The following is a 25,398-nucleotide window of genomic DNA, read 5'->3' as shown; positions in this document are numbered from 1 at the left end:
GTCACAGCTCCCGTACGGCCAGCAGCGGTCGGGCCAGGTCGTAGCGGACGACGGGGCCGTCACGGCAGAGCAGCAGGGGGCCGAGTTGGCAATGACCGCAGTGACCGGTCGCGCATCGCATGTTCCGCTCCAGGGAGATCTGTACGCGGTCGGGCCGTACGCCGAGGTGGATCAGCCGGCGGGCGGTGGCGCGGATCATGACCTCGGGGCCGCAGACGAAGGCCGCGGTGTCCTGCGGCGTGAACGGGGCCTCGCCGAGCAGTCCGGTGACGACGCCGACCCGCCCTCTCCAGTCCGGAGTGGGCCGGTCGACGGTGACCGCTGCGAAAGGCTGCCGCCAGTCAGGGAGTTCGTCCTGGTACAGCAGATCCTCCGGGGTCCGGGCACCCACCAGGACGTTCAGCCGGCCGTACGCCCGCCGGCGGGCCAGGACGGTGTGGACCAGCGGGCGCAGCGGGGCCAGGCCGATCCCCCCGGCCACGAGGAGCAGGTCGTGTCCGAGCGCGGCCGTCGTGTGCCAGCCGGTGCCGAAGGGTCCGCGGACACCGACCGTCGCTCCCACGGTGGCACGGCACAGCGCCGCGGACACCGCCCCTACGGACCGGATGGTGAGCCCGAGGCGTCCTCCTTCGGTCATGCGTGACACCGAGACGGGGATCTCACCCACGGCGAAGGCATGGACCATGGCGAACTGGCCGGGAGCGAAGGGCGCGAGCACCTGCGTGACCGGTGCCAGTTCGACGGTGACCGTGTCGGAGGTTTCTCGACGCCGGCCGACGACGCGGTAGGGCAGGGGGACGACGTCGCTCATGCCGCCGGCCCGCTTCCCCGCGGGCCGTACAGGTCGAGCAGCCGGTCGCGGGTCGCGCGCAGCCGGTGCCCGATCGTCTGGGCGACCAGGGTGACCAGCGCCAGTCCGAGAGCCGGTTGCTCGGCGCACAGTCCGCGGACGGCCACGGCGTCGAACTGCCAAGCCGTGACGGCCTCCCGGGTCTCGGCTCCGAGATGCCACCGGCGGGGCGGGCACAGCCACGACCAGCCGAGAAGTGATCCGCTGTCGAGGGTTTCGATGACGTCCCGGCCGCGGCCCGGGTGCTGCACGTCCAGTGCGACGCTGCCGGTGCGGATGATCCAGAAGCGGTCCGCCGGCTCGTCCTCCTCGAAGATCCGCGCGCCTGCCGGGAAGGCCACCTCCTCGGCGAGGGGCATGAGCCGGTCCCGGTGCTCGGCCGCGAGGGCGGCGAGGATGCCCTTGGGCTGCGTGGGGCCGGCTTGCGCGGTCACCGGGGGTTCTCCTCGGCCGTGGCCTCCTCGTGCAGGGCGCGCGCTTCGACCGTGAGGTCGATTCCGGTGGGGCACCAGACGATGCACCTGCCGCAGCCCACGCAGCCGGAGCTGCCGAACTGGTCGTGCCAGGTTCCGAGTTTGTGGGTCAGCCACTGCCGGTAGCGGCTGCGCGCCGATGCGCGCACGGGGACGCCGTGCAAGGCCGAGAAGTCCAGGTCGTAGCAGGAGTCCCAGCGTCGCCACCGCTCGGCGTGGTCACCGGTGATGTCCGAGACGTCCTCGGTGGTCGTGCAGAAGCAGGTGGGGCAGACCATGGTGCAGTTGCCGCAGCTCAGGCAGCGGGAGGTGACATCGTCCCAGCGGTCGGCCTCCAGGTTGTCGCGCATCAGGACGCGCAGGTCCACCGCGGGCATGCTCCTGCCCATGCGCTGGGCGGCGCCGCCAACCGCGGCCGCGGCGGAGCGCCTTGTCGCGTCGTCAGAGGGGCGCCGGGGGAGTTCGGCGAGCACGGCGGCGCCTTCCGCGCTTCCGCTGCGGCACAGCAGGCGGTGGCCGTCGGCGTCCAGCACTTCGGTCAGCGCGAGGTCGTAGCCCCCGTCGACGGCGGGCCCCGCGCCCATGGAGACGCAGAAACACGTGGCACCGGGCTCGGTGCACTCCACCGCGATGAGGAAGGCCCCGGTACGGCGCGCACCGTAGACGGGATCGCGGTGGCGGCCCCCGGTCAGCACACGGTCCAGGATCCGGATCGCCCGCAGGTCGCAGGGACGGACTCCGAGGAACGCGTAGGAGACGGGGTCAGGCTTCTCCTCCCGTACGGTCAGCTCCTCGTCGGGACCACGGTCCGCGCTCCACTGGCGTACCCGCTCCGGGTGCAGAAACGACTTCCAGGACTGAGGACCCGCGCTGTGCGCGAAAGCAGCGGTGTCCGCACGCCTGCGGATCCGGTACCGGCCCGCCTCCAGTTCGACCCCCCAGCCGTGCGGCAGTTCCGCTGCGGACTCCAACTCGGCCAGGACGATGGCGCCGTCCCTCACCGTGGGACCGACCACGGTCCGCCCACGCTGTCGGAGCACCCGCACCAGTGCCTCGAGGCCGTCCCGGTCCAGCACGGCCTCGGCCGGCTCGTGGGTGACCGCTCCGGTGTCTCCCGAGTGCGTCATGTCATTCCTCAGCCTCCGCGCTCCTGGCCGGCAGGGTGGCTCGGAGCAGTCGCCGGGCTCCACTGCACCACGGGGTCACCGCGTTCGGGGCCGGACCACGACGTTGCCGCGCGGGGTTTCGCCCTTACGGCCCCTGTCGGTCGGCCGGGTCTGACGCGAGCTCCCGCGCGACGCGTTCCGCCAAGGGCCGGACGGCGCCCGCGACCGCAGGGGTGAGTCCTCTCCCCAGTGACCGGTCGGCCCCCTCGACGGCGTACACCACCAGGCTGGCGGGAAGACGACCCAGGGCGTCGGCGAGTCGGAGGGCATGGACGAGGCCGAGTCCGTGTGTGCTGTGCCGTCCATCCTCGGGCGACGGTACCTCGCCGGGCGACGGGCACCAGCGGTGGACACGCCCGGGACAGGCGGCGGAGGGGAAGCAGGCGTCGACGACGACCGCCCGACCGGCCTCCTCCCACAGGTCGATGAGCTGCGCGGGGTCCCCGGCCGACTCCCGCAGCACCGTCCCCCTCGGCAAGCGGACCCCGGCGGAGTGACCGCGCAGCGCCTCGACGAGGGCCCAGCCGACGCCGTCGTCCCTCCGGAACACGTTTCCCACCCCGATGACCACCGCATCCGAACGATCGTGCATTGTCGCCTCCTCGCGGGCCATTGCACCACCCTCGAGGCCGGCTCACGCCCCGACGCGGCGAGCGGACGGGGGCCCGGCCTGGCCCCCATCACCGTCCGGGTACCCGAACGGGGACGACCGCCACTGGGCAACGGGCGTGGTGCGGTAGGGCGTCGGTGACCGGCCCCAGCCGCATGCCGATCCTGCCGGGGCGGCGGTGCGCGGCCGCCACGATGAGACCGGCGTCCCCGGTCGCCGCGACCAGCGCACGTGCCGCGCCGTCGCACACCGTCTCGATGTCCGCAGCCACCTCGCGGTTTTCCGCGCGCGACTGGGCCACCGCGTTGACCGGCACGGCCTGCTCGGCGCGTGCGCGCTCGGCGAAGCCCGTCGCCGCCCCGGCCGGATGACCGGGCCTGGCGGTGGACCGGCCGGTAGGTCCAGGCGCGCAGCACCGCCAGCGGGACATGGCGGCGTCGGGCCTCGTCGAAGGTGAAAGCGGCCGCCTCGGCGTCCGCGTCGCTTCGTAGTCCCAGCAGCACGCGGCCGTCCGCAAGCGCCCTGGCGGGAAGGGCGCCAGAGGGGCCGTCGGCCGAGCGCTATCCGCCCTCGGCCGTGGCACCTTGCCGGGCCTGCCACTGGGCCGAGCCGCCACGTGCGTCGTCGGCGGCCGCGGCCTGCACCCGGCGGCCCAGGTCCTCCAGGGCCCGGCCGGCGGCGAGTTCGTCACCGATCTCTGGGACGGCGTCGGCAGACGTACGTCGAGCCACACCCGTGCCGGCGACGTTCGAGGTGTCCCGGGTCGTCAGGACGGCACGGGCGTGCGTCTCGTCACCGTGCTCGGTGATGTAGATCTGAACGCTCCACTGCTTCGCTTCCATGAGATCACTCCTGAGCTGCTTCCTGCCGGACGCTGACCGGGTCCGTGCTCTACTCACCCTGATACAGACGCTCGAGGCCGACGAGGACGACCCTCCCGCGCAGCTCGGCCTGGTGGAGGCCGGCACTGAAACCCGCCCCGCCGTAGCAGACGGGCCCGGCGTGGCTCACGTCCTCTCCCCGCTCGGACAGGTCGGACAGCACGTGGTGGAGCCGCTCCAAGTGCTCCAGCCCCATGACCCCGTTCCAGCGGGCCGTGCCGACTGACAGCAAGACCCCCGGACGGTTGCCCACCCGGCCGCGGACGCCCACGTCCACCTCGATGCCGGTGCTCCGTCCCGGGACCGGAAGGGAGCCGGACGACACCGCGGTGACCACCGCGTCGGAGGTCGTCGGCGCGCCGAAGGTCGGGGCGGCGGCGAACCGCTCGGCCCATTCGCGGCAGACGTCCGCGAAGTGACGTGCGGCGGTCTCCGAGTGGAACGTGCCGCGGACCCGCTGCCACACCGTGGCGGCGGGTTCCCGTTCGAGGACCGAATCGTGGGGACGGACGATCGCGTGGTCGAAGGCGAGCAGGGGCTCGACGATCCGGAACCGGCCGGCGCCGGCGCGGAGGATGTCCCGGCTCTCCTCGAGCACGCCGTGGTCGCGCAGGGCGGCAAGGGCGTGGGAGACGTCGGTGAGGGGCCGCTCCAGATGGTCGGCCACGTCGCCGGCGGTGACGTGGCCCGAGGCGATCGCGGTGAGCACGGAATGGCACAGGGCCCGCTCCCGGTGGTCCGTCGCCTCCTCCACCAGGTGACCGGCCTCCCGGAACAGCGGGCGTCGCGGATTGAGGACGGTCCTGCACACCCAGTCGTCGAAGTCGTCCAGTCCGGCCGGTACGTCGCCGCAGACGAAATCACCCCGGTAGGCCGGTGTCCCGCCCACGACCGCGTGCACCAGCATCGCCAGCCGGGGATCGTCAATGCCCCAAAAGCGCGCGGCCTGCCGGAAGTCCAGGGACGGCACGACGAGTTCCAGCCGGACATGATCACGCAGCGGTGACGGAGCCCCGAAGAGCCTGCGCATGACCGGTGTGGAGTTCCCGCACAGGAACAGACGAGTGCGGGGCGGCCGGGGGCTCTCCTCGGCGTCGCGGAGCGCCCGGTGGAGAACCGCGGGCAGGGACGGACTTTGCTCCACGAGACCCGGGACCCCGTCGACGACCACCGGCATGGGGCGGTCTTCCCCGAGAGCCAGCAGCGCCTCGACGGCGTCCTTCCAGCTGTGTGGATCGCGGGTCGCGGACTTGCCCATATGGCGGTCCAACTGGTCGCCGAGACGCTGCAGGGTCTGAGCCACCGACTCGTCCTGACCGCAGAAGTAGAAGCCGCCCATGGACTTCGCCAGGGACTCGAGCAGGAAGGACGTACCCTGTCGCGGCCGGCCCGTCACGACGCCGAGTGCGGGTCCGGGCCTCGGGTCGCGGGCGAAGTCGGCGAGGGCAGCCCACTCGGACTCCCGGTCGAAGATCTTCTCCGGTCGTGCGGGACGGGCCGCCGCACCAAGTGATGGCACCGGTCACTCCCCTCCACGAAGGACGCGCCCGGCCGCGGACGACCGACGGGCCGGGGGGACGACGGCAGCTGTGAGGCGGTCGGAACCCCGGCCGTCGCGAGAACCCCGGGCTGCGAGTGCACGCCCTGCCCTCATCGTGGTCGCCGCCGCGCGCGGTCGCAATTCGTGCACCGGCCGCCGGGCCGCGAGGGGAAAGGGACGGAGGCCGCCCGCCGCCCCTGCTTGAACAGGCGCCGGCCGCCGTCGACGGGGACAGTGGAGAAAGGGGGAACCGTGGGAACGCGAGGAGCATCGTGTGGTGGCATTCCGCGATTTCCTGATGCGCTTCCGGCCGACCGGCCTGCCGGGTGCCGCTGCCGCCGGAGGGGTGCCCGCCGACCGCAGCGCCGAGCTCGCGGACGAACTGGAGCCCGCGCTCGCCGCCCTGGACTCCGCCGGGGCACGGGCCCGGACGATGGTCGAAGCGGCGAACCGTGAGGCCGCACGACGTCGCGAGGCAGCTCGTCGCCGGGCCGCTGAGATCGTCCGGGCCGCGCACGACCGGGCGGAGGACGAATCGGCTCGCGTCAGGGACGGGGAGCGATCCGCGACGCAGGCCGAGCTGGCGCGGATGCGCGGCTGCGCCGAGCGGGAGCTGGGCGAATTGCGCTCCCGCGTTGAGCGCCGCATGCCCGGGCTTGTCGACCGGCTGGCCGCCGACACCGCTGAAGCGCTCCTGAGCGGGCTGGAGGCGCGGGATCCATGAGTGCCGTGCAAGTGGCGGGCACGGTGCGCGCCCGGTCGATGCTCTCGCGATGCCTGGCACCGGCCGCCGTCGCCGGCGTGGCGGGCGCCGCCACGCTGCGCGAGGCCTTGGCCCGTCTGACGGCCACCCCCTACCGCCACGACCTGGCCCCGGCGGCGGGCCTCGCCGAAGCGCAGCGGTCCGTCGCGGCCACCCTGCTGTGGCATCTGCGCGTGCTGGCCGGCTGGCAGTCGCGCTCCGGCGCCGCCGCGGTCCGCCTGCTGGCGTCGGGTTTCGAGATCGCATGCGTCGAGGCACACGCCCGGGCCCTGCACGCCGGAGTCCCCTCCTACCCGCCCTACCGGCTCGGCACGCTGAACACGGCGTGGCGCCGGATCTCGGCGACGACGTCACTTGACGGGTTGCGGTCCGCGCTCGCCGCGTCCGCATGGGGCGACCCAGGCGCCCCCACCGCGGCCGCGCTCGCGATCGGCCTGCGGGTGTCCGCCGCACAGCGCACCGCAACCGCGGTCCCCGGCGCCGCGGCCTGGGCTTCCGGCCGGATGGCTCTGCTGGTGGCACGCGAGACCTACCTCATGGGCAGGGAACTGCCGGGGCCCTCGGCGCGGCGCGCGGCGCGGACCATCGGGCCGGCAGCCGTGCGGGCGCTCGGCTACGACGACTTCGTCCGCTGCCTCCCCGCCGACGCGCGGTGGGTCGTCAGCGGCATCGAGGAACCCGGTGAGCTGTGGAAGGCGGAGTTGCGCTGGTGGGACAAGGTCGAGCGGGACGGGCGGGGAATGCTCCGGCGGGCGGACCTCGGCTTCGCCCCGGTCCTCGGCGCGGTCGCCCTCCTGTCCGTGAACGCCTGGCGGGTCCGGGCCGCGCTGGAGCTGGCCGCCCGTGGCGGTGGCGATCCGGAGGCCTTCGATGCGGTGGACTGAGCGGGCACTTCCCGTGCGTATGCAGCGGGTGGCGGTGGTGGCTCCCTACGACAACCTGCGCGAGACCCTGATCCGGGTCGCCGAGAGCGGCTGTGTGCAGATCGACCTGATCGACGACCCCGCGCACGTCACCCCCGGTCCCGCCGCCCATCGTCTTGGCGCTGTGCGGGGCGCCCACGTGTCGCCGGTGCTGGCCGAGAGCCCGCCCGACCTCGACATCCTCGAACGCGACCACCGCATCGACCTGCTGACCGGCGAGCGTGAAATGGAGGAGCGGATGGACAGCGCCGTACGGCGTGCCGAGGTCGCGGCCCTGGCGGGGTGGTGCCCACGCGACCGGATGGCGGCCGCGGCCGACCGCCTGGCCGCCTGCGGGGGATCACTGGTGGCGCTGCCCCTGCCCCCGGGATCCGAGCCGCCGACCCTCCTGCGGGGCGCCGGCTCCCTACGAGGTTCCTTCGCCCCGTTGATCCGGGTCTACGGGACCGTGCCCTACCGGAACCTGGACCTCACGGTGCTCGCCGGGGTCGTCTACGTCGTCCTGTTCGGCGTGATGTTCGGCGACGTCGGATATGGGGGCCTGCTCGTCCTGGGGGCTCTTCTCCTCCGGCGGGGAAAGCCCGGCCCGCTGGCGAAGTGGCGCCATCTCTGGCCGTTCGTCGCCGCGGCCGGCGCGGCCGGCGTCCTGGCCGGGGCCGCCTACGGCGAATTCTTCGGTCCCACCGGCGTACTGCCCGTGCTGTGGCTCGATCCCCTGCGGGAGCCGATGCGGATGCTGCTTTCCACCCTTGTCCTCGGCGGCGTCCTGCTCGTCCTGTCCTACGTGGCCGGAGCGGTCAACCGGTGGAGAGAGGGGGGAGGCACGACGGCCCTGTACGCCCTGTCGGGGATCGCAGGCGCCGTGCTGTTCACCGGGCTGGTCTGCGCCGGTGCCGGCCTCGCCCTCGGCCGCACCAGCTGGTGGGCGATCGGTGGCTCGACGGCGACCGCGGGACTGGTCCTCGCCGGGACCGGGCTGTACGCGTCGACCGCCGGAGGCGCATCCGGAGTGCTCCAGGCCGGGATCCAGCTCGTCGACGGTGTCATCCGCATCGGCGCCAACGTCTTCTCCTTCGCCCGTCTGGCGGCGTTCGGGCTGACGCACGCGGCACTCGCCACCGTCGTGTGGCAGGGCACGCGCGCGCTCGCGGCCCACGGCGCACCCGGCATCGTCGCGGCCGTCGCCCTGTTCTTCGTCGGTACCGCGGTCGCCTTCGCCCTGGAAGCCCTGGTGGCCGGGGTCCAGGCGCTGAGGCTGGAATTCTACGAGCTGTTCTCACGGGTCTTCGAGGGCGAGGGCCACCCCTTCGAGCCCTGGCACCCACCCGTTCAGCGCAAGGAGACGCCACCGTGATCGCCTGGCTCATCGCCCTGCCCGCCGTCGTGGCGGCCTTCATCCTCACGCACCGGGCCCTGCGCCGCAGGGGACGCGCGGTGCTGCGGGTGATCACCGTGATGAACCTGCTGCTGCTGGCCGGGGCCGTCGCCCTGGTGGCGGTCGCGCTCACCGACACGCCCGCCGCCGCCAGCGGCACGCAGACGGCCGTCGCGTCGTCCGGCAGCAACACGGCTGCCCTCATCGGCGCGGCCATCGCCGTCGCCGGAGCCTCCATCGGGGCGGCCATCGCCGTCGCCTACACCGGAGCGGCCGCCCTCGCCGCGCTGAGCGAACGCCCCGAGCTGTTCGGCCGGGCCGTCGTCGTCGTGGGACTGGCCGAGGGGATCGCCATCTACGGTCTCGTCGTCGCGATCCTCCTGATCGGGAAGGCCTGACGATGGGACGCGTCGCCGCCGTCGGAGAACAGCCCCGAGTCGCAGGTCTGGCCCTGGCCGGGGTCGACGTCATCGTCGCCGAGGGCGCGCAGGCCGTCCACGAAGCCTGGCAGGCCCTGCCGGCGGACGTCGATCTCGTGATCCTCAGCCCGGCGGCGGCTGCGGTCCTGGGATCCGAGCGGCTGTCGCGCGGCCACCCCTTGACGGCGGTGATGCCGCCATGACGGACTCGTTGCAGCCCGTACGGGACAGCTTGCTGCGTCGTGCACAGGCGGAAGCCGACGAGCTCCTCGCGAGGGCCGACAGCGACGCCGAGGCGACCTTGGCCGAGGCCGATGACCTCGCCCGGGCGATCATGGCCAAGGGCCGCCGCGATGCCGAGGCCGAGGCTGCGAGAGCCCGTGCCGCCGCGATCACGGCGGCACACCGGCAGCAACGCGCCAATCGGCTCGACGTACAGGCCAGGGCCTACCGCGAACTGCGCCGCCAGGTCGCCGAGCGGGTCCTGACGCTCCGCGAGGGACCGGACTATCCCCGCCTCCTCGACGCACTCACCCGGCGGGCCCGGGCCCTGCTCGGACCCGACGCCGATGTCCGGGAGCATCCCACAGGAGGCGTGGTGGCCCGGGTGCCGGGACGCCGCGCCGACCTCACCCTGCAGTCGGCAGCGCTGCGGGTGGTGGACGGCGCGGGCTGCCTGCTGGAGAGCCTGTGGACGCCCTGAGCCCCGGCGGCCCGTCCGGTCGCGTGCTGCGCGTCACCGGACCGCTCGTCGAGATCGAGTACAGCGGCGGCATCGCGATGCACGACCTGGTTCTCCTCGGCGGCGCAGGGTTGCACGGTGAGGTCGTGGGCATCGAGGCGGGGGTGGTCACCGTCCAGGCCTACGAGTACACCGGCGGTCTCGCCCCGGGGCACCCCGCCCGCGGGGCGGGACACCCGCTCTGCGCACGCCTGGGGCCGGGGCTGCTCGGCGGGATCTTCGACGGTCTGCTGCGCCCGCTGACCGGGATCGGCGACCGTATCCGGCCGGGTGCGGCCGTGGAGGCCACGGGCCGGGAGGGCGACGGGCGCTTCGTCCCCGGTGCCCGCCCGGGACAGCGGGTCCGTGAGGGCGAGGCCATCGGGGAGGTGCGGACGGCGGGGCCGGTGGCCTTGCGCGTCCTGGTGCCTCCCGGCGTCACCGGCGACGTGGAGTGGATCGCGCCCGCCGGGGACCGTGAGGGCGATGCGGCGGTAGCCGTCGTGGCGGGAACCAGGATCGCGATGACCAGTTCGTGGCCCGTGAGGCGTCCGCGTCCGGTACGCGCGCGACGGATCCCGTGGCAACCCCTCACCACCGGCCAGCGCGTCATCGACCTGCTGTTCCCCATCGCCCGAGGCAGTACCTCGGCCGTACCCGGTGGGTTCGGAACCGGCAAGACCATGTTGCTGCAACAGGTCGCCAAATGGTCTGACGCCGACGTGATCGTCTACATCGGCTGTGGCGAGCGCGGCAACGAGATGGCCGACGTCATCGAGGAGCTGGCCGAACTGGAGGATCCCCGTACCGGCGGGAAGCTGGCGGATCGCACGGTCACCGTCGCCAACACCTCCGACATGCCGATGATGGCCCGCGAGGCCGGTGTCCACACCGGCATGACGGTGGCCGAGTACTTCCGGGACATGGACCTGGACGTGGTGGTCATCGCCGACTCCACCTCGCGGTGGGCCGAGGCGCTACGGGAGTTCGCCTCACGCTCGGGAGAACTCCCCGCCGAGGAGGGCTATCCGGCGCGTCTGGCCTCCAGCATCGCCGCCTTCTACGAACGCGGAGGCGCGGTGACCACGCTCGGTGGCGGGCAGGGCTCCGTGACCGTCATTGGCGCGGTCTCGCCGCCCGGGGGCGACACGGCCGAACCGGTCACCGCGCACACGGAGCGCTTCGTCCGTTGCCTGTGGGCGCTCGACCGCGACCTGGCCTACGCGCGTCACTATCCCGCCGTCTCCTGGGCGGGATCGTTCTCCAGGGACGCGTCGGCGCTGACCGTAGGGCCGGCGGCGGGGGACGCGGCCGGCCATCGCCGGCGTGTCGGCGCCTTGCTCGCGGAGGCCGACCGCCTCGCGTCCCTGGTCGACCTCGTGGGCATCACCGCGCTCCCGGCACAGGAGCGGATGAGCGTGCTCGCGGGCCGCCTCGTGCGCGAAGGACTGCTCCAGCAGAACGCGTTGTCGGCACGGGACGCCTACAGCGGCCCGGAGAAGACGGCCGCGCTGGCCGGTGCCGTGCTGGCCGTCACCGACCGGTGCCGCGAGATCGTCGCCGCCGGAGGAAGCCCCGAGGCCGTCGAGCAGACGGACTTCGGGCCGCTGCTGCGTGCCCGTGAGACAGCCGGACCCCATGACGCCGCAGAAGTGGAGCGCCGGCGCGACGCGACGCTGCGGGCACTCGACGCGCTGCGAGAAGCCGTGCCATGACGGCACGGGGCGAGGTGGAGTACACGGACGTCCGCGACGTGCGCGGACCGCTCCTGGTCGTCGAGGGAACCGAGGGCGTCGGATGGGACGAGTTCGCGGTCATCACCCTCGGCACGGGGGAGCGGCGGCACGGACTCGTCCTGGAGGCGGACCGGGACCTCGCGGTGGTCCAGGTCCTGGAGGACACGGCCGGAATGGACCCGCGGCGGCTGCGCGTGGCCTTCACCGGCCGCCCTCTGCACATCCCGGTGGGGCCCGGGTGGCTCGGCCGGGTGTGCAATGGCCGCGGCGAGCCTGCCGACGGCGGTCCGCCGGTCACCGCGGCGGAGCAGGCGGCCGTGGCCGGCGACCCGATCAATCCGGCGCGCCGCCGGCCACCCGCGGAACCGGTGCTCACGGGTGTGGCGGTCGTGGACGGGCTCACCACTTTGGTCCGTGGCCAGAAACTGCCCGTGTTCTCCGTCGCGGGGCTGCGGCATCTGGAACTCGCGGTGCAGATGGCCGCCCAGGCCACCGTTGGTGGCGAGCCGTTCAGCGTGGTCTTCGCCGGCATGGGCCTGACCCACGCCGACGCCTGGTTCGTCAGGGAGGCGCTGGAGGAACGGTCGGCCGGCGGTGAACTCGTGCTGCTGGTGAACACCGCCGACGAGCCGGTGATCGAACGCCTCCTGACCCCGCGTGTCGCCCTGACCGTCGCCGAGCACCTGGCGTTCGCCATGGGCCGGCACGTCCTCGTCGTCATGACGGACATGACCAGTTACGCCGAGGCGCTGCGCGAAGTGTCCGCGGCCCGCGGAGAGGTACCCGGCCGCCGCGCCTACCCCGGATACCTCTACAGCGACCTCGCGTCGCTGTACGAGCGCTGCGGACGGCTGAAAGACCGCCCCGGCTCCGTGACCGTACTGCCCATGCTGACCATGCCCGCGGGGGACATCACCCATCCGGTTCCCGATCTGACGGGATACATCACCGAGGGGCAGATCGTGCTCTCCCGCGATGCCGCGGCACAAGGTGTCTATCCGCCCGTGGACGCGCTGGCATCCCTGTCCCGCCTGATGCGCAAGGGTGCCGGTCCCGGCCGCACCCGGCCGGATCACCTGCAGGTGGCCGCCCAGCTCCTGGCCGCCCTGGCCCGCGCCCGCCAGGTTCGGGAACTGGCGGAACTGGTGGGACTCGGCGCGCTCAGCCCGGCGGACCACCGCTACGTGGACTTCGAGGAAGCCTTCCTGCGCCGATTCGTCGACCAGCGCCCCGACGAGGCGGTGACGCTCGACGAAACTCTCGAACGCGCCTGGGACGTGCTGCTCGCCCTCGGGCCCGAGCAGTTGACGGTGCTCCCACCAAAGCTGCGCCAGGCTCACGGCTGGCACACGGAGCGCCCCAGGTGAACGGCGGCCACTGCGCACCGGGACGAGCGGCACGCCTGCGGCTGCGGCGCAGCCTGCACGTCGCCTCCCACGGTGCGCATCTCCTCGACCGCAAGCTCCATCTCCTGCAGAGGGAGCACAGCGCCCTGACCCGTGTGCAGCGGGACTGCGCGGCAGGCTGGCGGGCCCGCGTCGCCGACGCCGAGACCTGGCTGCTGCGCGGGGTGCTGCTCGGCGGCGAACATGCCCTGACCGCGGCCGCCGCGGGTGCGGGCGGCCCCGCCGTCGTCGCGGTGCAGTGGACCACGTCCCTCGGGGTACGCCGGCCTGCCTCCGCCGCGGTCCAGGTCCCGCCGCGCGCGCCGGACACGGCGGCTCCCGGCAATACGGCCCTGGTGCGCGCCGAGGCCGTCTACCGGGAGGTGGTGAGATCAGCGGCCTCGTATGCGGCGGCCCAGGCGGCGGTGCGCATCGTGGAAGCCGAGATGAGTCGCACACAGCGTCGAGTGCGTGTGCTGCGTCGTCACTGGATTCCGCGGCTCCAGCGCGAACTGGACCGAGTCGAGCGCGTCCTGGAACAGGCCGAGCACGAGGACGCGGTGCGGCTGCGCCGGGCACACGCATGGCGGGGGCACGGCGGCGGGGGTACCGCGGGCCGGGGGTGAGGGCGGCGGCCCATGGCTCGTACGGTGTGTCACCCGCGCGGCACCAGCGCCACGGGACACGCCGCGTGTTCCAGTACCGCCTGGGCGACCCGCCCCACCGGGGCCGAGAAGGGCCCGGTGGCAGCACGGCTCCCGAGCACCAGCAGATCGACGTGCGTGGACTCCGCAACCAGGGCGCCCGCGGCCGACGGGACCTGGACCACTTCTTGCGCGACCCTCACGTTCGGATACTCCTCACGCACGGCGGCCACGAGGGGTGCGGCGTGGTCGGCCTGCCGCTCGGCCACGGCCCGGACGGACGCCGCCATGGGTGCCATGCTCTCCAGATGGTGCGTCAGCGTCCATGCGCCGAGCACCCTCAAGGCGGCATCGCGCCGCTGGGCGTACAGCGCGGCGAAACGCACCGGGAGGATGTCGCGGGCATCCCGGGCACCGGCCAGGACCGTCCGTGCCGGTGTCCTCGGTTCCCCGCGCACCACCACGACCGGTCCGGTGGCCCACCTGGTCACCTGGCGTCCGACCGAGCCGAGCAGCAGCGACGAGAAGCCGCCGAGCCCGCGGGACCCCACGACGACGGTTCCCCTCGCCCCGGCGGCTTCGACCAGGCTCTCCGCCGGATCGCCGCGGCTTATGGACGTCGTCACCTTCAGCCCCGGAACGCGGTCGGTCGCCTTCCTGGCGGCCGTGTCCGCCCTGTCCGCCGCCGTCTCCAGGATGGGACGTATGACGTCCTCCGTGAGTTCGTCGGGGAGCAGATCGACGTGCGTGGCGCAAAGGATCTGCAAGGGCCGGCCACGCGCGGCGGCCTCCTCGGCCGCCCACAGCACCGCGCGGGTGGCGACGGCGGAGCCGTCGGTGCCGACGACGACCGGGCCATCGGGAACGGGCGGCCGGGAACGCTCGTCCATGAGGGATCTCCTGTACGTACAGGGGGCCGGCAGCCCGGGCGGCCGACAGGGCCGCTAGGCGGCCGCCGTGCCCGACGGCGGGACGGTGATGACGGGACAACGCGCGTGATGGAGGACGCCCTGGCTCACCGACCCCAGAAGCAAGCCGCTGAAGCCGCCTTGCCCCCGCGTTCCCACGACGAGCGCACACGCCCGGTCGGACGCCTGGGCCAACGCCCCCACCGGGTGACCCCGTACGACCTCCTGAGTGAGGTCCACCTCGGGGTACGCGGCGCGGTGCCCCGCCACCGACTCCGACAGCAGACGGCGGCATTCCCGCTCGGCGGCCTCCTCGTCCAGGACGCCCGGCAACGGCGGGTGCCACACGTACAGGGCGCGCAGGGCCGCCCCGTGCAGCGCGGCCTCCTGGAACGCGAGGTCGACGGCCGCGGCGGAACGCGGGTGTCCGTCGACACCCACCACCAGGTAGGGGGACCGCTCGTCGGGTACCTCCGGTTCCTCCGGTTCCGGCACCACGACGACGGGGCACGGGGCATGAGCGATGACCGGCAGTGCCACGGAGGCCGAAGTGAACAACTCCCGCACGACGCCGAGGCGCCACGACCCGAGGACCACCATGGCGGCCCCCGGTGCCATCTCCCGTACCGCCCAGGCCGGATGACCTTCCATCAGTTGCGTGGTGACCACCACGCGGGGCTGCCGGGAACCGACGTACGCGACCGCTTGTTCGAGCAGCCGCTCGCCCTCCACGTGCAGGGCAGCGTTCCAGCGCTCCCAGGAAGGAAGGACCTCCCCCGAGGTGTAGCCGCCCGTCGGCACTCCCTGGGCGTGGACCAGAGTGAGCGGGAGATTCCTCAGCGCGGCCTCGTCCGCGGCCCAGGTCAGCGCGTTGCGTTTTGCCGGGTCCGGGTCGACACCGACCACGACGGGCCGGGGTCCCCATGTACCGGACATGATGCGGTCGGCTGCCCGTCAGCTCTCGGTGATCTCGACGTGCCGGGGCTTGGCGCTCTGGGCCTTGGGAACGGTGACGGTCAGGACGCCGTCGGACAACTGGGCCTTGACTTCCTCGGCGTTGACGCCGGTGGGCAGCAGGGCGCGGTACTCGAAGTGTCCCGTCCGCCGGGTGCTGCGGCGCAGGACGCCTTCGCGTTCGCGTTCCTTGTACTCGCCGGTGATGCGCAGGTGCTGGTCGTCCATCTCGACGTCGATGTCCTCGCACTTGATGCCGGGCAGCTCGGCCTCGATCACATAGGCGTCGTCGGTCTCGTGCATGTCCGCCAGGGGCGACCAGGCGCCCGCGGGAGCCGCGGCAGCCGAGGCCAGCAGCTCGTTCATCCGGCTGAAGAGTTCGTCGAACTCGGACGCCATGGGCTCGCCCCAGCCAAGGGCGGGAAACCTTTCCATGAGCCGGCCGGGCCTGTGGTGGGCGGGCAGGGTCATCGCGGTTCACCTCCGTGATCGGACGGCAATGGCCTTGTTTCCATACTGCGCCCGGCTCGTCGGGCGCAGCCAGCCGGGGCGGTCCCCCGGACGAGGCACGGCCGGTCGGCGGGGCCGCCTGGTGTCCCGCTCAGCCAGGTTCCATGTACGGCCGGCGGAAGGGCGGGGCCTGGGCCGTGCCCTTCGGGCGCATGGCGCCCAGTGCCTGCGCCACCGCGGATTCCAGAGATCCGCTGGTGTCGACCGCTACGGCCTCCTCCCACGGCGGTTCCGCTGCTGCCAGCGCCCGGGCGATGGCCGGGTCGGCGTCCGATGCGCCGGGGCCGCGGGCACGCAACCGTGCTGCGGACAACTCGTCGGGAACCGCGCAGTGCAGGGCGATCAGGTCGGCGCCCGCGTGTTCGGCCGTCCGCAGCGCCGCCTCACGCTGTCCTGGATCCGACCAGGTGGCGTCCAGGACCACGGACTCGCCGTGGGACAGAAGGGCGGACGCGCGGTCGAGGAGCCGCTCGTACGTCCTGCCGGTCCACTCCGGGGTGTACAGGCCCTGGAGGTAGTCGGCCGCCGCGGATTGCTCCACCGGGATGCCGGCCAGCTCCTTGCGGAGGCGGTCGCTGCTGAGCAGGGTGAGACCGAGCCGGTCGGCCAGCGCTCCGGCGAGAGTCGACTTGCCGCTGCCGGGCAGGCCGCCGACGACGGTGAGGCCGACAGCGGAGGTGCGCAGGTGGCGCAGTGTCGCCGTGAGCAGCCGCCGGTACGCGGTGGCGCCGTCGGTCGCGCCCTGCGTCGCCTGGACCAGGGAGACCTTGGCGCGGACGAAGGCGCGGTAGGCGACATAGTGGTGCCACAGGGATCGCGGTGCGGGGTCCCCCGAGTACTCGCTGTAGCGGCTGAGGAAGAACGAGGCGGCCTCCGGGGCGCCGAGCTGTTCCAGGTCCATGGCGAGGAACGCGGCGTCGTCCAGACCGTCGACGAAGCGCAAGTGGTCGTCGAACTCGAGGCAGTCCAGGACGCGGGGACCGTCGTCGAGGCAGAAGACGTCGTCGGTGAGCAGGTCGCCGTGGCCGTCGACGATGCGGCCCTGCTCGATGCGGGCGTCGAACAGCGGCTTACGGCCTCCGAGATAGCGCCCGACGAGTCGCTCGGCCTCGTCCAGGTCGTCACTGACGCCGCGGTCGAAGCGGTGGTCGCCGGCCAGGTCCCGGACCTGGGCGAAGCTCGCCGACCAGCGCCCGGCCAGCGCGTCCCGGGTGCCCTGCTCGTCGATCTCGCTGCTGCGGGGCGCGTCGGCGTGCCGTGCGGCGAGCAGCCGTGCGACGGCGCGCAGGACGTCGTCGACGGCGACTCCGTCGCGGACGAGGCGGGACAGGCGGCGGTCCGCCGGCAGGCGCCGCATCACGACCACGGGCTCCGGCGCGTCGGTGTCCGGGCTGCGCAGCTCTCCCACACCCAGGTAGACGTCCGGCGCGAAACGCCGGTTGAGGGTGACCTCGCGCTCGCAGGCGGCGCGGCGGGCCGCCACCGAGGTGTAGTCGAGGAACGTCAGGTCGACGGGCTTCTTGATCTTGTAGGCGTGGTCGCCGAGGAAGATCAGCACTGCGGTGTGGGTCTCGCAGATCTCCGCACGCGCAAGTGACGGTCCGGCCGTTCCGGGGTCCCGTCCGGGCGGCGCGACGGACGCATCGGTCTGCGGCGGTGGCGCCGTCACATCGTTGCCCCGGCCCTCCTCAGTCATGCGGGACGACCGCCACCGGGCAGCGAGCGTGGTGGACGGCGGCCGATGCCACCCCACCCAGGTGCGGCGCGAGGGCGGGCCGGTGCTCGCGCCGGCCGACGACCAGCAGCGCGGCGTCGGTCGCCGCCTTGAGGACGGCACTGGCCGGGCTCTCCAGAAGCACGGTGTCAGCCGCGACCACCTGCGGGAACTTCTCCTGCCACGGACGGAGCACCTTGAGCAGATCCGCGTGCGCGTCCTTGCGCATCCCCTGGGTGAGATCGTGGTCCACCCCCCAGGGGACGCGCGCGTGCAGAGGCAGGCTTCGGCCGTGGACCGCGCGAAGCGGCGCGCCCAGCGCCGCGGCGCTCATGAAGGCGAACTCCAGCAGGTCGTCGCAGGGGCCGTGCAGTTTCAGCGCGACGACCACCACCCCTCCCAGGTCGTGTGCGGGCGGCTCCTGCTCGGTGCCGGGACTTCCCGCGCGCACCAGGACGACAGGGCACGCGGCACGTGAGACGACGGGCATGCCGATGTCGCCGAGGAAGTAGCTGGCGACCGGCTCCAGGCCGCGGGAGCCGAGGACGACCATCTCGGACTCCGACGCCGCCTGGAGCAGGGCGTGCTCGGCGTCGTCGGCGACCAGGTTGCCGACGATCACGAGACCGGGATGACGGTCCTGCAACTCGGCGCGCGCGTTGTGGACCAGCCGTTTCGCCCAGTAGTTCTGGTCGACTTCCGCCGGCAGACGCGTCGGTTCCGGCGCGAGCATGGGCCAGGCGTGCAGCAGCCGCAGGGTGAGCCTGCGCCGTTCGGCTTGCCCGGCCGCCCAGCGAGCGGCGGCGAGGCTCTCGGGCGAGCCGTCGAGACCCACCGTGACGACCGGATCCATCGTGCTGCCTCCCTTCCGTGAGTACCCCGTGTCGCGGCTCGGGCGCGGCGCACGGGACTGACGGCCGTATCTCCTCCTGGCACCCGGGCCGTGCGGTGCCACGTTCGAGGACTACCGCATGGCCTTGTCGAGCGCACCCGGACGGGGCCGCGGAGGTGCCGCCGACGCCCGCGCGGGCGGGGCCGGTTCACCCGATGTCGAGCACGTCGGCCACGGGCCGGCGTGGCGTGGCGGCGCACTCGGGTCCGTATCCCAGGCGCAGCACCATCTGGGGGTGGCCGACCGGTGAACGAGGGTCGCGTACGGCCCAGCGCAGGTCGGACCATTCAAGTGCCTGGGAGGTGAGCGCGGTGGACAGGCCGCTCAGGGTGGCCGTGAGCAGGACGCGTTCCATTGCCTGCCCCGCGCGCAGCCAGTCGGCCGGTCCGTCACCGGTGGTGCAGAGCAGCGCGAGGTGCGGCGTGTCCTCGAAGGCCACCGCCTCGCGCCCGGGGACGGGCCGCCTTCCGGCGAAGTCCCGGACCGGGGTGTGTCCGTGCCGCTCGCCGGGGCCGAACGCGTACTCCGGCACGCCGTCGGTGGCCGTCTGCGCCTCGGTGCCCCTGCGGGTCCAGTGTTCGAGTTCCTTCAGGCGCCCGGGGTCGGTCGCGTCGCGCCCTTCCGCGTCGTGGACCAGCTCCAGCAGCTCCCGTGCGTGCCAGTCACCGGGGAAGACCAGCTGCGCGTCCTCCTGACGGGCCGCTTCCTGCAGCGTCGCGCGGACCGCGGGTGGGACCTCTCTCGCCTCGAACGGGGAGCGGCTGGTGTGCCGGCGATGTACCGCGGGATACAACCGCGCGAGTCCGGGGTCCGGGTGATCCGTGCCGGACAGGCGCACCGCCGCGAGGAGTCCCCGGTCCCGGGGGTCGGGAAGCAGCGTGACGGTCGCTTCCAAGCCCGCATGGGCGGCTGCGGTCCGCAGGTTGCACAGGGCGGCCCCGCACCCCAGGTGGAGCCCGCGGTCGTCGGGGTCCGCGAGGGGCATCCGCCGCGCGGGGTCGGCACGTAGGTGCAGCGCGCCTTCCGCCGGCAGGAAGCGGAACCTCCACGGCTGGGCGTTGTGCATGGACGGTGCAGCGACGGCGGCCTCCACGAGGGCCGACGCGGTGCTCGTGTCGATTGCGTGCCCGGGCACCTGACCATCTCCTTCCGTTGCCTGCCCGGCTTCCACGCCCGCGGGTCGACGCTGCCGGGACGTCACGCCGTGTGCGCGACGAGGAAGTCGGCGCTGTCCGAGAGCGTGGTGAGCGCGGGGTAGTCGTCCTCGTCGATGTCGACGCCGGTCCGCTCCACGAGGGTCTCGACGAACCCGAGGAAGTCCAGGGAGTCGAGTTCCAGGACCTCCCGGAAACTGTCGTCCGGTCCGAGGTCGGTGAAGTCGGCGTCCGGCACGATCCGTGCGATGGATTCCTTGACGGTGTCCATGGCTTCGGTTCGGTTCACAGTTCCTCCGGTCGTTGCAGCAGACGGTCCACCGTCGTCAGGTAGCGGCCGCCGATGGCTCCGTCGGTGGCCCGGTGGTCGGCCGAGAGGGTGGCCGTCACGGTGGGCCGTACGCCGATGAGCCCGTCGACGGCGCAGGGCCGCTCGACGACCGCTCCGAAGCCCACCAGGGCCACCTGCGGCGGATAGATCACTCCGAAGACGGACTCCACCCCTTGATCCCCGAGGTTGGTGACGGTGATGGTCGCCCCGGTGGTTTCCGAGGCGCGCAGTCTTCCGGCGCGCGCCCGGTCCACCAGGTCCTTGAGCGCGGCCATGAGATCGGCCAGGGGCAGGGTGTCCGCGTCGTGCAGCGCCGGGACCAGCAGGCCACCGCCGCGCAGCGATATCGCCACACCGAGGTGGACGCCGGAACCAGGCACGAAGGTGCCCTCCTGCCAGAAGCCGTTGAGTTCCGGGACCCGATGGGCGGCCGTGGCCGCTGCCTTCAGCAGCAGTGCCGCCGGTACCAGCCGCCGGGAGGCAGGTCGGTTCCGGTTCTGCTCCCGCATCCAGCCCAGGGCGCCGGCGAGGTCGATGCTCGTGGACAGGTAGTAGTGCGGGATCTCCCGCTTGGAGCGGGCCATGAGGTCGCCGGTGGTGCGGCGCATGGTGGCTGGACGGTCTGGTCGTCGCTGGGCCCGGTCCGCGTGTGGCTCCGGTCGGGGCGTCGGGGTCCCGGCTGCCTTGCGCACGTCCGAGGCGCGCACCACGCCGTTCCTGCCGGTTCCGGGGACGTCTTCGAGAGGTACCTTCAGTTCCCCGGCGAGGCGGCGGGCAAGCGGGGAGGCGTGTACGCGGGGTGCGGGGTGCGGGGCCGCGTGCTCGACGTCGGCCTTGGTGACGCGGCCACCCGGTCCGCTGCCGTGCAACCGGGCCAGGTCCAGGCCCTTCTCGCGGGCGAGTGCGCGGACCAGAGGCGTGGCCGCGGGTTCGCCGACCCCCTCCGGCCTCTCCGGGGGAGTGCGCGGTGTCCCGTGGGGCCGGCCGGCCGGAGCCGGTTCGGCAGGAGGCGGTTGTGACGGCCGGGCGGATCGCGGTTGCCGTGCCGTCCGCCGTTGCGGCCGGTCGGCGCCGATGACCGCCAGCGCAGTGCCGACGGGAACCGTCGTCCCGGGTTCGACGAGGAGTCGTTCGACGGTCCCGGAGTGGAAACACTCCGCCTCGATGGTGGACTTCGCGGTCTCGATCACCGCCACGACGTCACCCTTGTCGACGTGCTGACCCGGTCGTACGAGCCACTCCTGCACCAGACCCTCGTCCATGTCGGCGCCCAGTGACGGCATCGTGAATTCGGGCATGTCAGCCGACCACCCGGTGCGCCGCGGCGACGATGTCGCCGACCTGGGGAAGCGCCGCCTCTTCCAGCCGCCGCGCGTAGGGCATGGGAACCTCCGCGCTGCACACGCGCTCCACCGGCGCGTCGAGTTCGTAGAAGACCTGCTCGGCGAGGCGCGCGGAGACCTCGGCGGCGAGGCTTCCGCTGCGCCAGCCTTCGTCGACGACCACTGCCCGATGGGTCCTGGTCACGGAACCGGTCAGGGCGGTGTCGTCCAGGGGACGGAGGGTGCGAAGGTCGACGACTTCGGCGCTGATGCCCTCGCCGGCCAGTTCGTCCGCCGCGGCGAGGGCCTTCGGCAGCGACCCGCCGTAGGCGATGACGGAGAGGTCGTCGCCCGCGCGCCGGATGGCGGCGTCGTCCAGCCCTACGGGAGGAGAGTCCGGACGGAGGTCGCCGGAGGCGTTGTACAGGGAGCCGTGCTCGAAGATCAGCACCGGGTCGGGGTCCGCGAGCGCCGGGGCCAGCATGCCGCGCGCGTCCTCCAGCGTGGCCGGGGCGAGCACGCGGATGCCGGGGATGTGGGCGTACCACCCTTCGAGGCTGTGCGAGTGCTGGGCGGCCAGTTGACGCCCGGCGCCGGTGGTCATGCGGATGACCAGCGGCACGGAGAACTGCCCGCCGGACATGTGCAGCATGGTGGCGGCGGTGTTGAGGATCTGGTCCAGGGCGAGCAGGCTGAAGTTGACCGTCATGATCTCCACGATCGGCCGCATGCCGGCCAGGGCGGCGCCGATGCCCGCTCCCACGAAGGCGGACTCCGACAGGGGGGTGTCGCGGATGCGCTCCGGCCCGAACTCCTCCAGCAGACCCAGGCTCACGCCGAAGCAGCCTCCGTACCGGCCCACGTCCTCACCCATCAGGAACACGCGGTCGTCCTCGCGCAGGGCCTCGCGCAGTGCTTCGCGCAGTGCCTCGCGGTACGTGGTCTTCGTACCGTTCCCGGGGTCGCTCACGGCGCGCTCGCCTCCCCCCTCTCCTGGGGCGGGCTCGTCACCTGGCGCAAGAGTGCCTCGACCGGTTCGGCCGGAGCCCGCTCGGCTGCCTCGACGGCCGCGTCGATCTCCTCGCCGATCCGCTGCTCGATACCGGGGAGTTCCCTGTCGACGGGCTCTCCCGCGGCGCGCATCCGCCCGAGGAGGAGGCCGATCGGATCGCGTTCCTTCCACCGCTCGATCTCGGCCTTGTCGCGGTAGCGGTCGGGGTCGTACATGGAATGGGCGCGGAAGCGGTAGGTGCGCAACTCCAGGAAGTGGGGCCCGTTGCCCGCCCGGAGGCCCTCGACCGCCCGGCGGGTCGCGCTCGCGACGGCGTGGACGTCCATGCCGTCCACCGCCCACGCGGCCATGCCGTAGGAGGCCGCGCGCATCGCCAGGTCCGTCTGGGCGTGCTCCCTGGGCAGAGCCGTGCCCATGGCGTACTGGTTGTTCTCGCACACCAGCAGCAAGGGCAGGTCCCACAGCGCCGCGAGGTTGGCGGTCTCGTGGAACTCGCCCTCGGCCATGGCCCCGTCACCGAAGAAGCAGCACGTCACCCGGGGTCGGTCGCACATGCGGTCGGCGAGTGCGAGGCCCGCGGCCAGCGGCAGGCCACCCCCGACGATGGCGTTGCCCCCGTAGAACCGGTGCGCCGCGTCGAACAGGTGCATCGACCCGCCGTGTCCACGACTGCAACCGGTCACCTTGCCGTACATCTCCGCCATGACCGACTCCGCCGGGATCCCGCGCGCCAGGGCGTGCCCGTGCTCGCGGTAGGTGGACACCACGGCGTCCTCGGGCGTCAGGGCGGCGCAGACGCCGACGGCCACGGCTTCCTCGCCGATGTACAGGTGGACGAAGCCCCGGATCTTCGCAGCGCTGTACAGCTCCACACAGCGCTCCTCGAAGCGGCGGATGCGCAGCATCGCGATCAGCGCGTCGCGGTCGGGCGTGCTCCTGGGCGTGGCCTTGCGGGGATGCGTCCGCGGGGGGCGCGCGGCGGCGGTCACGATGATCCCTCCAGTGTCGAGGTGTCCCCCTCGGGCAGTCCCAGTTCGCGGGCCCGCAGAAGGCGGCGCATGACCTTGCCGCTGCGGGTCCTGGGAAGGTCCTGATCGAACGCGATCTCGCGGGGGGCCACGGCCGGGCCCAGCCGGCGCCGGGAGAAGGCCAGCAGTTCCCGCCGCAGGGCCTCGTCCGGTCGGTGGCCGGGCCGCAGGGAGACGAACGCCTTCACGACGGCCCCGGCCACCGTGTCGGGCCGGCCGATGACGCCGGCCTCCGCGACCGCCGGGTGCTCCATGAGCGCGCTTTCCACCTCGAACGGTCCGATGAGATGACCGGCCGATTTGATCATGTCGTCGGCGCGTCCGACGAACCAGTACCAACCGTCGGTGTCCTGCCGAGCCACGTCCCCGGTGAGGTACCAGCCGTCGGCGAAGGCGGCGTCGTAGCGTGCTTTGTCGTGCAGGTAGCCCCGGAACATCGAGGGCCAGCCGGGCCGCAGCGCGAGTTCCCCCTCCGTCCCTGGTTCGCGTACGACGGTGACGCGGCCGTCGGTCACCCGGGCCCGGCCGTCCTCGCCGCGTTCCAGGACCGCCGCCTCGACGCCCGGCAGCGGGCGGCCCATGGAACCGGGGCGGATCTCGGTACCCGCGAAGTTGGCGATCATGATGGCTCCGGTCTCGGTCTGCCACCAGTTGTCGTGGATCGGCAGACCGAGCGCCTCCTGGCCCCAGAGCACTGCCTCCGGATTGAGGGGCTCCCCGACCGAGGCGATGAAGCGCAACGCGGACAGGTCGTACGCACGGGCCATCTCACCGGCGCCGTGCAGCGACGTGCCCCGCATGAGCATCCGCACGGCGGTGGGGGCGGTGTACCAGACCGTCACCTTCTCCTCGGCGAGGATCCGGAACCAGCGCCGCGCGTCGTAGTCACCCTCGTCGACCACCACGGGCACCCCGTGGACGAGGGGGGCGATGACGCCGTACGACATGCCGGTGACCCAGCCGGGGTCGGCGGTGCACCAGTACACGTCCTCGGGGTGGAGGTCCAGGGCGTAGCGCGCGGAGGCATGGTGGGCGACGACGGCCTCGTGCACATGCACCGCACCCTTGGGCGTGCCCGTGGTGCCGCTCGTGAAGTGGAGCAGGGCCATGTCCTGCGGATCCGTGGGAGGAATGGTGAAGTCGTCGGCGGCGGCGGCCATGAGGTCGTCGAACGAGCCGGTGCCGGGCAGCGGCTGCGCCGGGCGTGGCCCGGTCAGCAGCACGTGTTCCAGACCGGGCAGTTCGTCGCGCCGGCCGGCGACCTTGCGGCGGTAGAGCGCTTCCGTGGTGACCAGGACGCGCGCGTCGCCGAGCCGCAGCCGCTGAGCCACCGGATCCGGGCCGAAGGCGGGGAAGAGCGGACACAGCACGCTGGTGTTCTTCAGCGTGCCCAGCACGGCGACGTAGAGCTCGGGACAGCGGCCGAGCAAGGTGAAGACGCGGTCACCGCGTCCTGTGCCGAGAGCCCGCAGGACGTGGGCGAACCGCGAGGAGGCGCGGGCGAGTTCAGCGTAGGAAACGGACGTCGTGGTGCCGTCGCGGGCCACGCAGCGCAGCGCGGTCCGGCTACCGGAGCTTCCTCCCGCGTGCCGGTCCACGGCCTCGTGGGCGATGTTCAGGCCGCGGCCGTCCGGCAGGCCTGCCAGGGCAGCACGCGCCCACCGCCACGAGAAATCCCGGCAGGCCTGCTCGTAGTCGGTCAGATTGGGCGTCACGCGCGGATGCGGGTCCTTACGGATCGTCTCCCATGCCACAGGACACTCCCTCCATGGCCTGGCCGCGAGGACGGGGACGTCGCGGTCCGGCCGTCATGGGCCGCTCGGCCGTGCGCCCTCACCTCGTGTCCGGGGAACGCCGTTCGAGATGGTGGACGTGGGCGTCGGGTCCCGGGAAGATGAGAGACGTCCGGTCCGTGTCCGACCAGCGGACGTCATACGGCGGCGTTCCGTCATCGTGGTGCAGTCCGACGATCTCTCCCTCGCGGCGGGTGGCCCCCGTGCTCGGGCTCTCCACGATGAGCTGGTCGCCGAGGTGGGCGTGCATCGTCATCTCCCGTCCTGCGTCGAATGTGACGTCCGCCCCGGCCG

27 protein-coding genes and 1 pseudogene are annotated in these 25,398 nt (G+C 73.0%); 9 read left to right on the top strand and 19 right to left on the bottom strand.

Annotated features, from left to right (window positions below; all coding sequences use genetic code 11):
* Position 1: 1 nt before the first annotated feature.
* From ACRWNP_RS13720 to ACRWNP_RS13690, 7 genes are all read right to left on the bottom strand, one after another.
* Positions 2-811 carry an FAD/NAD(P)-binding protein gene (locus tag ACRWNP_RS13720; RefSeq protein WP_431961452.1) on the bottom strand — a complete coding sequence of 270 codons (810 nt, stop codon included), beginning with the start codon at positions 809-811 and terminating at the stop codon, positions 2-4.
* The gene (locus ACRWNP_RS13715) at positions 808-1,284 is read right to left on the bottom strand and encodes a cyclic nucleotide-binding domain-containing protein (RefSeq protein WP_431961451.1); all 477 of its coding nucleotides are present in this window, start codon (positions 1,282-1,284) and stop codon (positions 808-810) included. The genes ACRWNP_RS13720 and ACRWNP_RS13715 overlap by 4 nt, the downstream gene beginning before the upstream one ends.
* The gene (locus tag ACRWNP_RS13710) at positions 1,281-2,450 is read right to left on the bottom strand and encodes a 4Fe-4S dicluster domain-containing protein (RefSeq protein ID WP_431961450.1); all 1,170 of its coding nucleotides are present in this window, start codon (positions 2,448-2,450) and stop codon (positions 1,281-1,283) included. Before ACRWNP_RS13710 ends, ACRWNP_RS13715 begins: the two co-directional genes overlap by 4 nt.
* Before the next feature lie 124 nt (positions 2,451-2,574).
* On the bottom strand, positions 2,575-3,081 hold the full coding sequence (locus ACRWNP_RS13705) for a hydrogenase maturation protease (protein ID WP_431961449.1): 507 nt from the start codon (positions 3,079-3,081) through the stop codon (positions 2,575-2,577).
* A gap of 88 nt (positions 3,082-3,169) precedes the next feature.
* A complete protein-coding gene (locus tag ACRWNP_RS13700) occupies positions 3,170-3,529 on the bottom strand; it encodes a universal stress protein (protein WP_431961448.1) in 360 nt (119 codons plus the stop codon).
* 130 nt (positions 3,530-3,659) lie between these two features.
* Positions 3,660-3,941, bottom strand: a complete 282-nt coding sequence (locus ACRWNP_RS13695; RefSeq protein WP_431961447.1) for a dsRBD fold-containing protein — start codon at positions 3,939-3,941, stop codon at positions 3,660-3,662.
* Between the two features lie 49 nt (positions 3,942-3,990).
* Positions 3,991-5,499, bottom strand: a complete 1,509-nt coding sequence (locus ACRWNP_RS13690) for an AAA family ATPase (protein WP_431961445.1) — start codon at positions 5,497-5,499, stop codon at positions 3,991-3,993.
* A 298-nt stretch (positions 5,500-5,797) separates the two neighbouring features.
* Between ACRWNP_RS13690 and ACRWNP_RS13685 the strand changes: the two genes are divergently transcribed.
* From ACRWNP_RS13685 to ACRWNP_RS13645, 9 genes are read left to right on the top strand one after another with little or no spacing between them, the layout of a single operon-like run.
* Entirely contained in the window at positions 5,798-6,244 is a 447-nt protein-coding gene (locus tag ACRWNP_RS13685) for a hypothetical protein (RefSeq protein ID WP_431961444.1), read from the top strand.
* Positions 6,241-7,167 carry a hypothetical protein gene (locus tag ACRWNP_RS13680; RefSeq protein ID WP_431961443.1) on the top strand — a complete coding sequence of 309 codons (927 nt, stop codon included), beginning with the start codon at positions 6,241-6,243 and terminating at the stop codon, positions 7,165-7,167. The genes ACRWNP_RS13685 and ACRWNP_RS13680 overlap by 4 nt, the downstream gene beginning before the upstream one ends.
* Positions 7,154-8,560 carry a V-type ATPase 116kDa subunit family protein gene (locus tag ACRWNP_RS13675; RefSeq protein WP_431961442.1) on the top strand — a complete coding sequence of 469 codons (1,407 nt, stop codon included), beginning with the start codon at positions 7,154-7,156 and terminating at the stop codon, positions 8,558-8,560. Before ACRWNP_RS13680 ends, ACRWNP_RS13675 begins: the two co-directional genes overlap by 14 nt.
* Positions 8,557-8,979 (top strand): ATP synthase subunit C, encoded by a 423-nt coding sequence (locus tag ACRWNP_RS13670; protein WP_431961441.1) that lies wholly within the window; start codon positions 8,557-8,559, stop codon positions 8,977-8,979. The genes ACRWNP_RS13675 and ACRWNP_RS13670 overlap by 4 nt, the downstream gene beginning before the upstream one ends.
* A 2-nt stretch (positions 8,980-8,981) precedes the next feature.
* Positions 8,982-9,203: a hypothetical protein gene (locus ACRWNP_RS13665; protein ID WP_431961440.1), complete on the top strand. Its 222-nt coding sequence runs from the start codon at positions 8,982-8,984 to the stop codon at positions 9,201-9,203.
* Positions 9,200-9,703, top strand: coding sequence for a V-type ATP synthase subunit E family protein (locus tag ACRWNP_RS13660; protein ID WP_431961439.1), 504 nt, complete (start codon positions 9,200-9,202; stop codon positions 9,701-9,703). The genes ACRWNP_RS13665 and ACRWNP_RS13660 overlap by 4 nt, the downstream gene beginning before the upstream one ends.
* Positions 9,691-11,436, top strand: coding sequence for a V-type ATP synthase subunit A (locus tag ACRWNP_RS13655; protein ID WP_431961438.1), 1,746 nt, complete (start codon positions 9,691-9,693; stop codon positions 11,434-11,436). The genes ACRWNP_RS13660 and ACRWNP_RS13655 overlap by 13 nt, the downstream gene beginning before the upstream one ends.
* On the top strand, positions 11,433-12,824 hold the full coding sequence (locus tag ACRWNP_RS13650; protein ID WP_431961437.1) for a V-type ATP synthase subunit B: 1,392 nt from the start codon (positions 11,433-11,435) through the stop codon (positions 12,822-12,824). The genes ACRWNP_RS13655 and ACRWNP_RS13650 overlap by 4 nt, the downstream gene beginning before the upstream one ends.
* The gene (locus tag ACRWNP_RS13645; protein ID WP_431961436.1) at positions 12,821-13,468 is read left to right on the top strand and encodes a V-type ATP synthase subunit D; all 648 of its coding nucleotides are present in this window, start codon (positions 12,821-12,823) and stop codon (positions 13,466-13,468) included. Before ACRWNP_RS13650 ends, ACRWNP_RS13645 begins: the two co-directional genes overlap by 4 nt.
* Before the next feature lie 29 nt (positions 13,469-13,497).
* On the opposite strand, the gene ACRWNP_RS13640 is transcribed toward ACRWNP_RS13645, so the two are convergent.
* The 12 genes and pseudogenes from ACRWNP_RS13640 to ACRWNP_RS13585 form a co-directional block, all read right to left on the bottom strand.
* Positions 13,498-14,376: a universal stress protein gene (locus ACRWNP_RS13640; RefSeq protein ID WP_431961435.1), complete on the bottom strand. Its 879-nt coding sequence runs from the start codon at positions 14,374-14,376 to the stop codon at positions 13,498-13,500.
* A 54-nt stretch (positions 14,377-14,430) separates the two neighbouring features.
* Positions 14,431-15,330 carry a universal stress protein gene (locus ACRWNP_RS13635; RefSeq protein WP_431961434.1) on the bottom strand — a complete coding sequence of 300 codons (900 nt, stop codon included), beginning with the start codon at positions 15,328-15,330 and terminating at the stop codon, positions 14,431-14,433.
* 18 nt (positions 15,331-15,348) lie between these two features.
* Positions 15,349-15,819 carry an Hsp20/alpha crystallin family protein gene (locus ACRWNP_RS13630; protein ID WP_431961433.1) on the bottom strand — a complete coding sequence of 157 codons (471 nt, stop codon included), beginning with the start codon at positions 15,817-15,819 and terminating at the stop codon, positions 15,349-15,351.
* Positions 15,820-15,949: 130 nt separating this feature from the next.
* A complete protein-coding gene (locus ACRWNP_RS13625) occupies positions 15,950-17,437 on the bottom strand; it encodes an AAA family ATPase (protein WP_431961543.1) in 1,488 nt (495 codons plus the stop codon).
* A gap of 109 nt (positions 17,438-17,546) precedes the next feature.
* Positions 17,547-18,425 carry a universal stress protein gene (locus ACRWNP_RS13620; RefSeq protein WP_431961432.1) on the bottom strand — a complete coding sequence of 293 codons (879 nt, stop codon included), beginning with the start codon at positions 18,423-18,425 and terminating at the stop codon, positions 17,547-17,549.
* 187 nt (positions 18,426-18,612) lie between these two features.
* Positions 18,613-19,599: an Acg family FMN-binding oxidoreductase gene (locus tag ACRWNP_RS13615; RefSeq protein WP_431961431.1), complete on the bottom strand. Its 987-nt coding sequence runs from the start codon at positions 19,597-19,599 to the stop codon at positions 18,613-18,615.
* Positions 19,600-19,661: 62 nt separating this feature from the next.
* A complete protein-coding gene (locus tag ACRWNP_RS13610; protein WP_431961430.1) occupies positions 19,662-19,907 on the bottom strand; it encodes an acyl carrier protein in 246 nt (81 codons plus the stop codon).
* Positions 19,904-21,247, bottom strand: a complete 1,344-nt coding sequence (locus ACRWNP_RS13605) for a dihydrolipoamide acetyltransferase family protein (protein ID WP_431961429.1) — start codon at positions 21,245-21,247, stop codon at positions 19,904-19,906. Before ACRWNP_RS13605 ends, ACRWNP_RS13610 begins: the two co-directional genes overlap by 4 nt.
* 1 nt (position 21,248) lies before the next feature.
* Positions 21,249-22,241 carry an alpha-ketoacid dehydrogenase subunit beta gene (locus tag ACRWNP_RS13600; protein ID WP_431961428.1) on the bottom strand — a complete coding sequence of 331 codons (993 nt, stop codon included), beginning with the start codon at positions 22,239-22,241 and terminating at the stop codon, positions 21,249-21,251.
* Entirely contained in the window at positions 22,238-23,272 is a 1,035-nt protein-coding gene (gene pdhA / locus ACRWNP_RS13595) for a pyruvate dehydrogenase (acetyl-transferring) E1 component subunit alpha (RefSeq protein WP_431961427.1), read from the bottom strand. The genes ACRWNP_RS13600 and pdhA overlap by 4 nt, the downstream gene beginning before the upstream one ends.
* A complete protein-coding gene (acsA, locus tag ACRWNP_RS13590; protein ID WP_431961426.1) occupies positions 23,269-25,065 on the bottom strand; it encodes an acetate--CoA ligase in 1,797 nt (598 codons plus the stop codon). Before acsA ends, pdhA begins: the two co-directional genes overlap by 4 nt.
* A 91-nt stretch (positions 25,066-25,156) precedes the next feature.
* Positions 25,157-25,354 (bottom strand): annotated as a pseudogene (locus tag ACRWNP_RS13585) (DUF1918 domain-containing protein); the annotation flags it as partial.
* Between the last annotated feature and the right edge of the window lie 44 nt (positions 25,355-25,398).

It is taken from the genome of Actinacidiphila sp. bgisy160 (genome assembly GCF_965342435.1).
In the GTDB taxonomy this organism is placed as follows: domain Bacteria; phylum Actinomycetota; class Actinomycetes; order Streptomycetales; family Streptomycetaceae; genus Actinacidiphila.
This window is presented reverse-complemented; position numbering and strand designations above follow the sequence as displayed.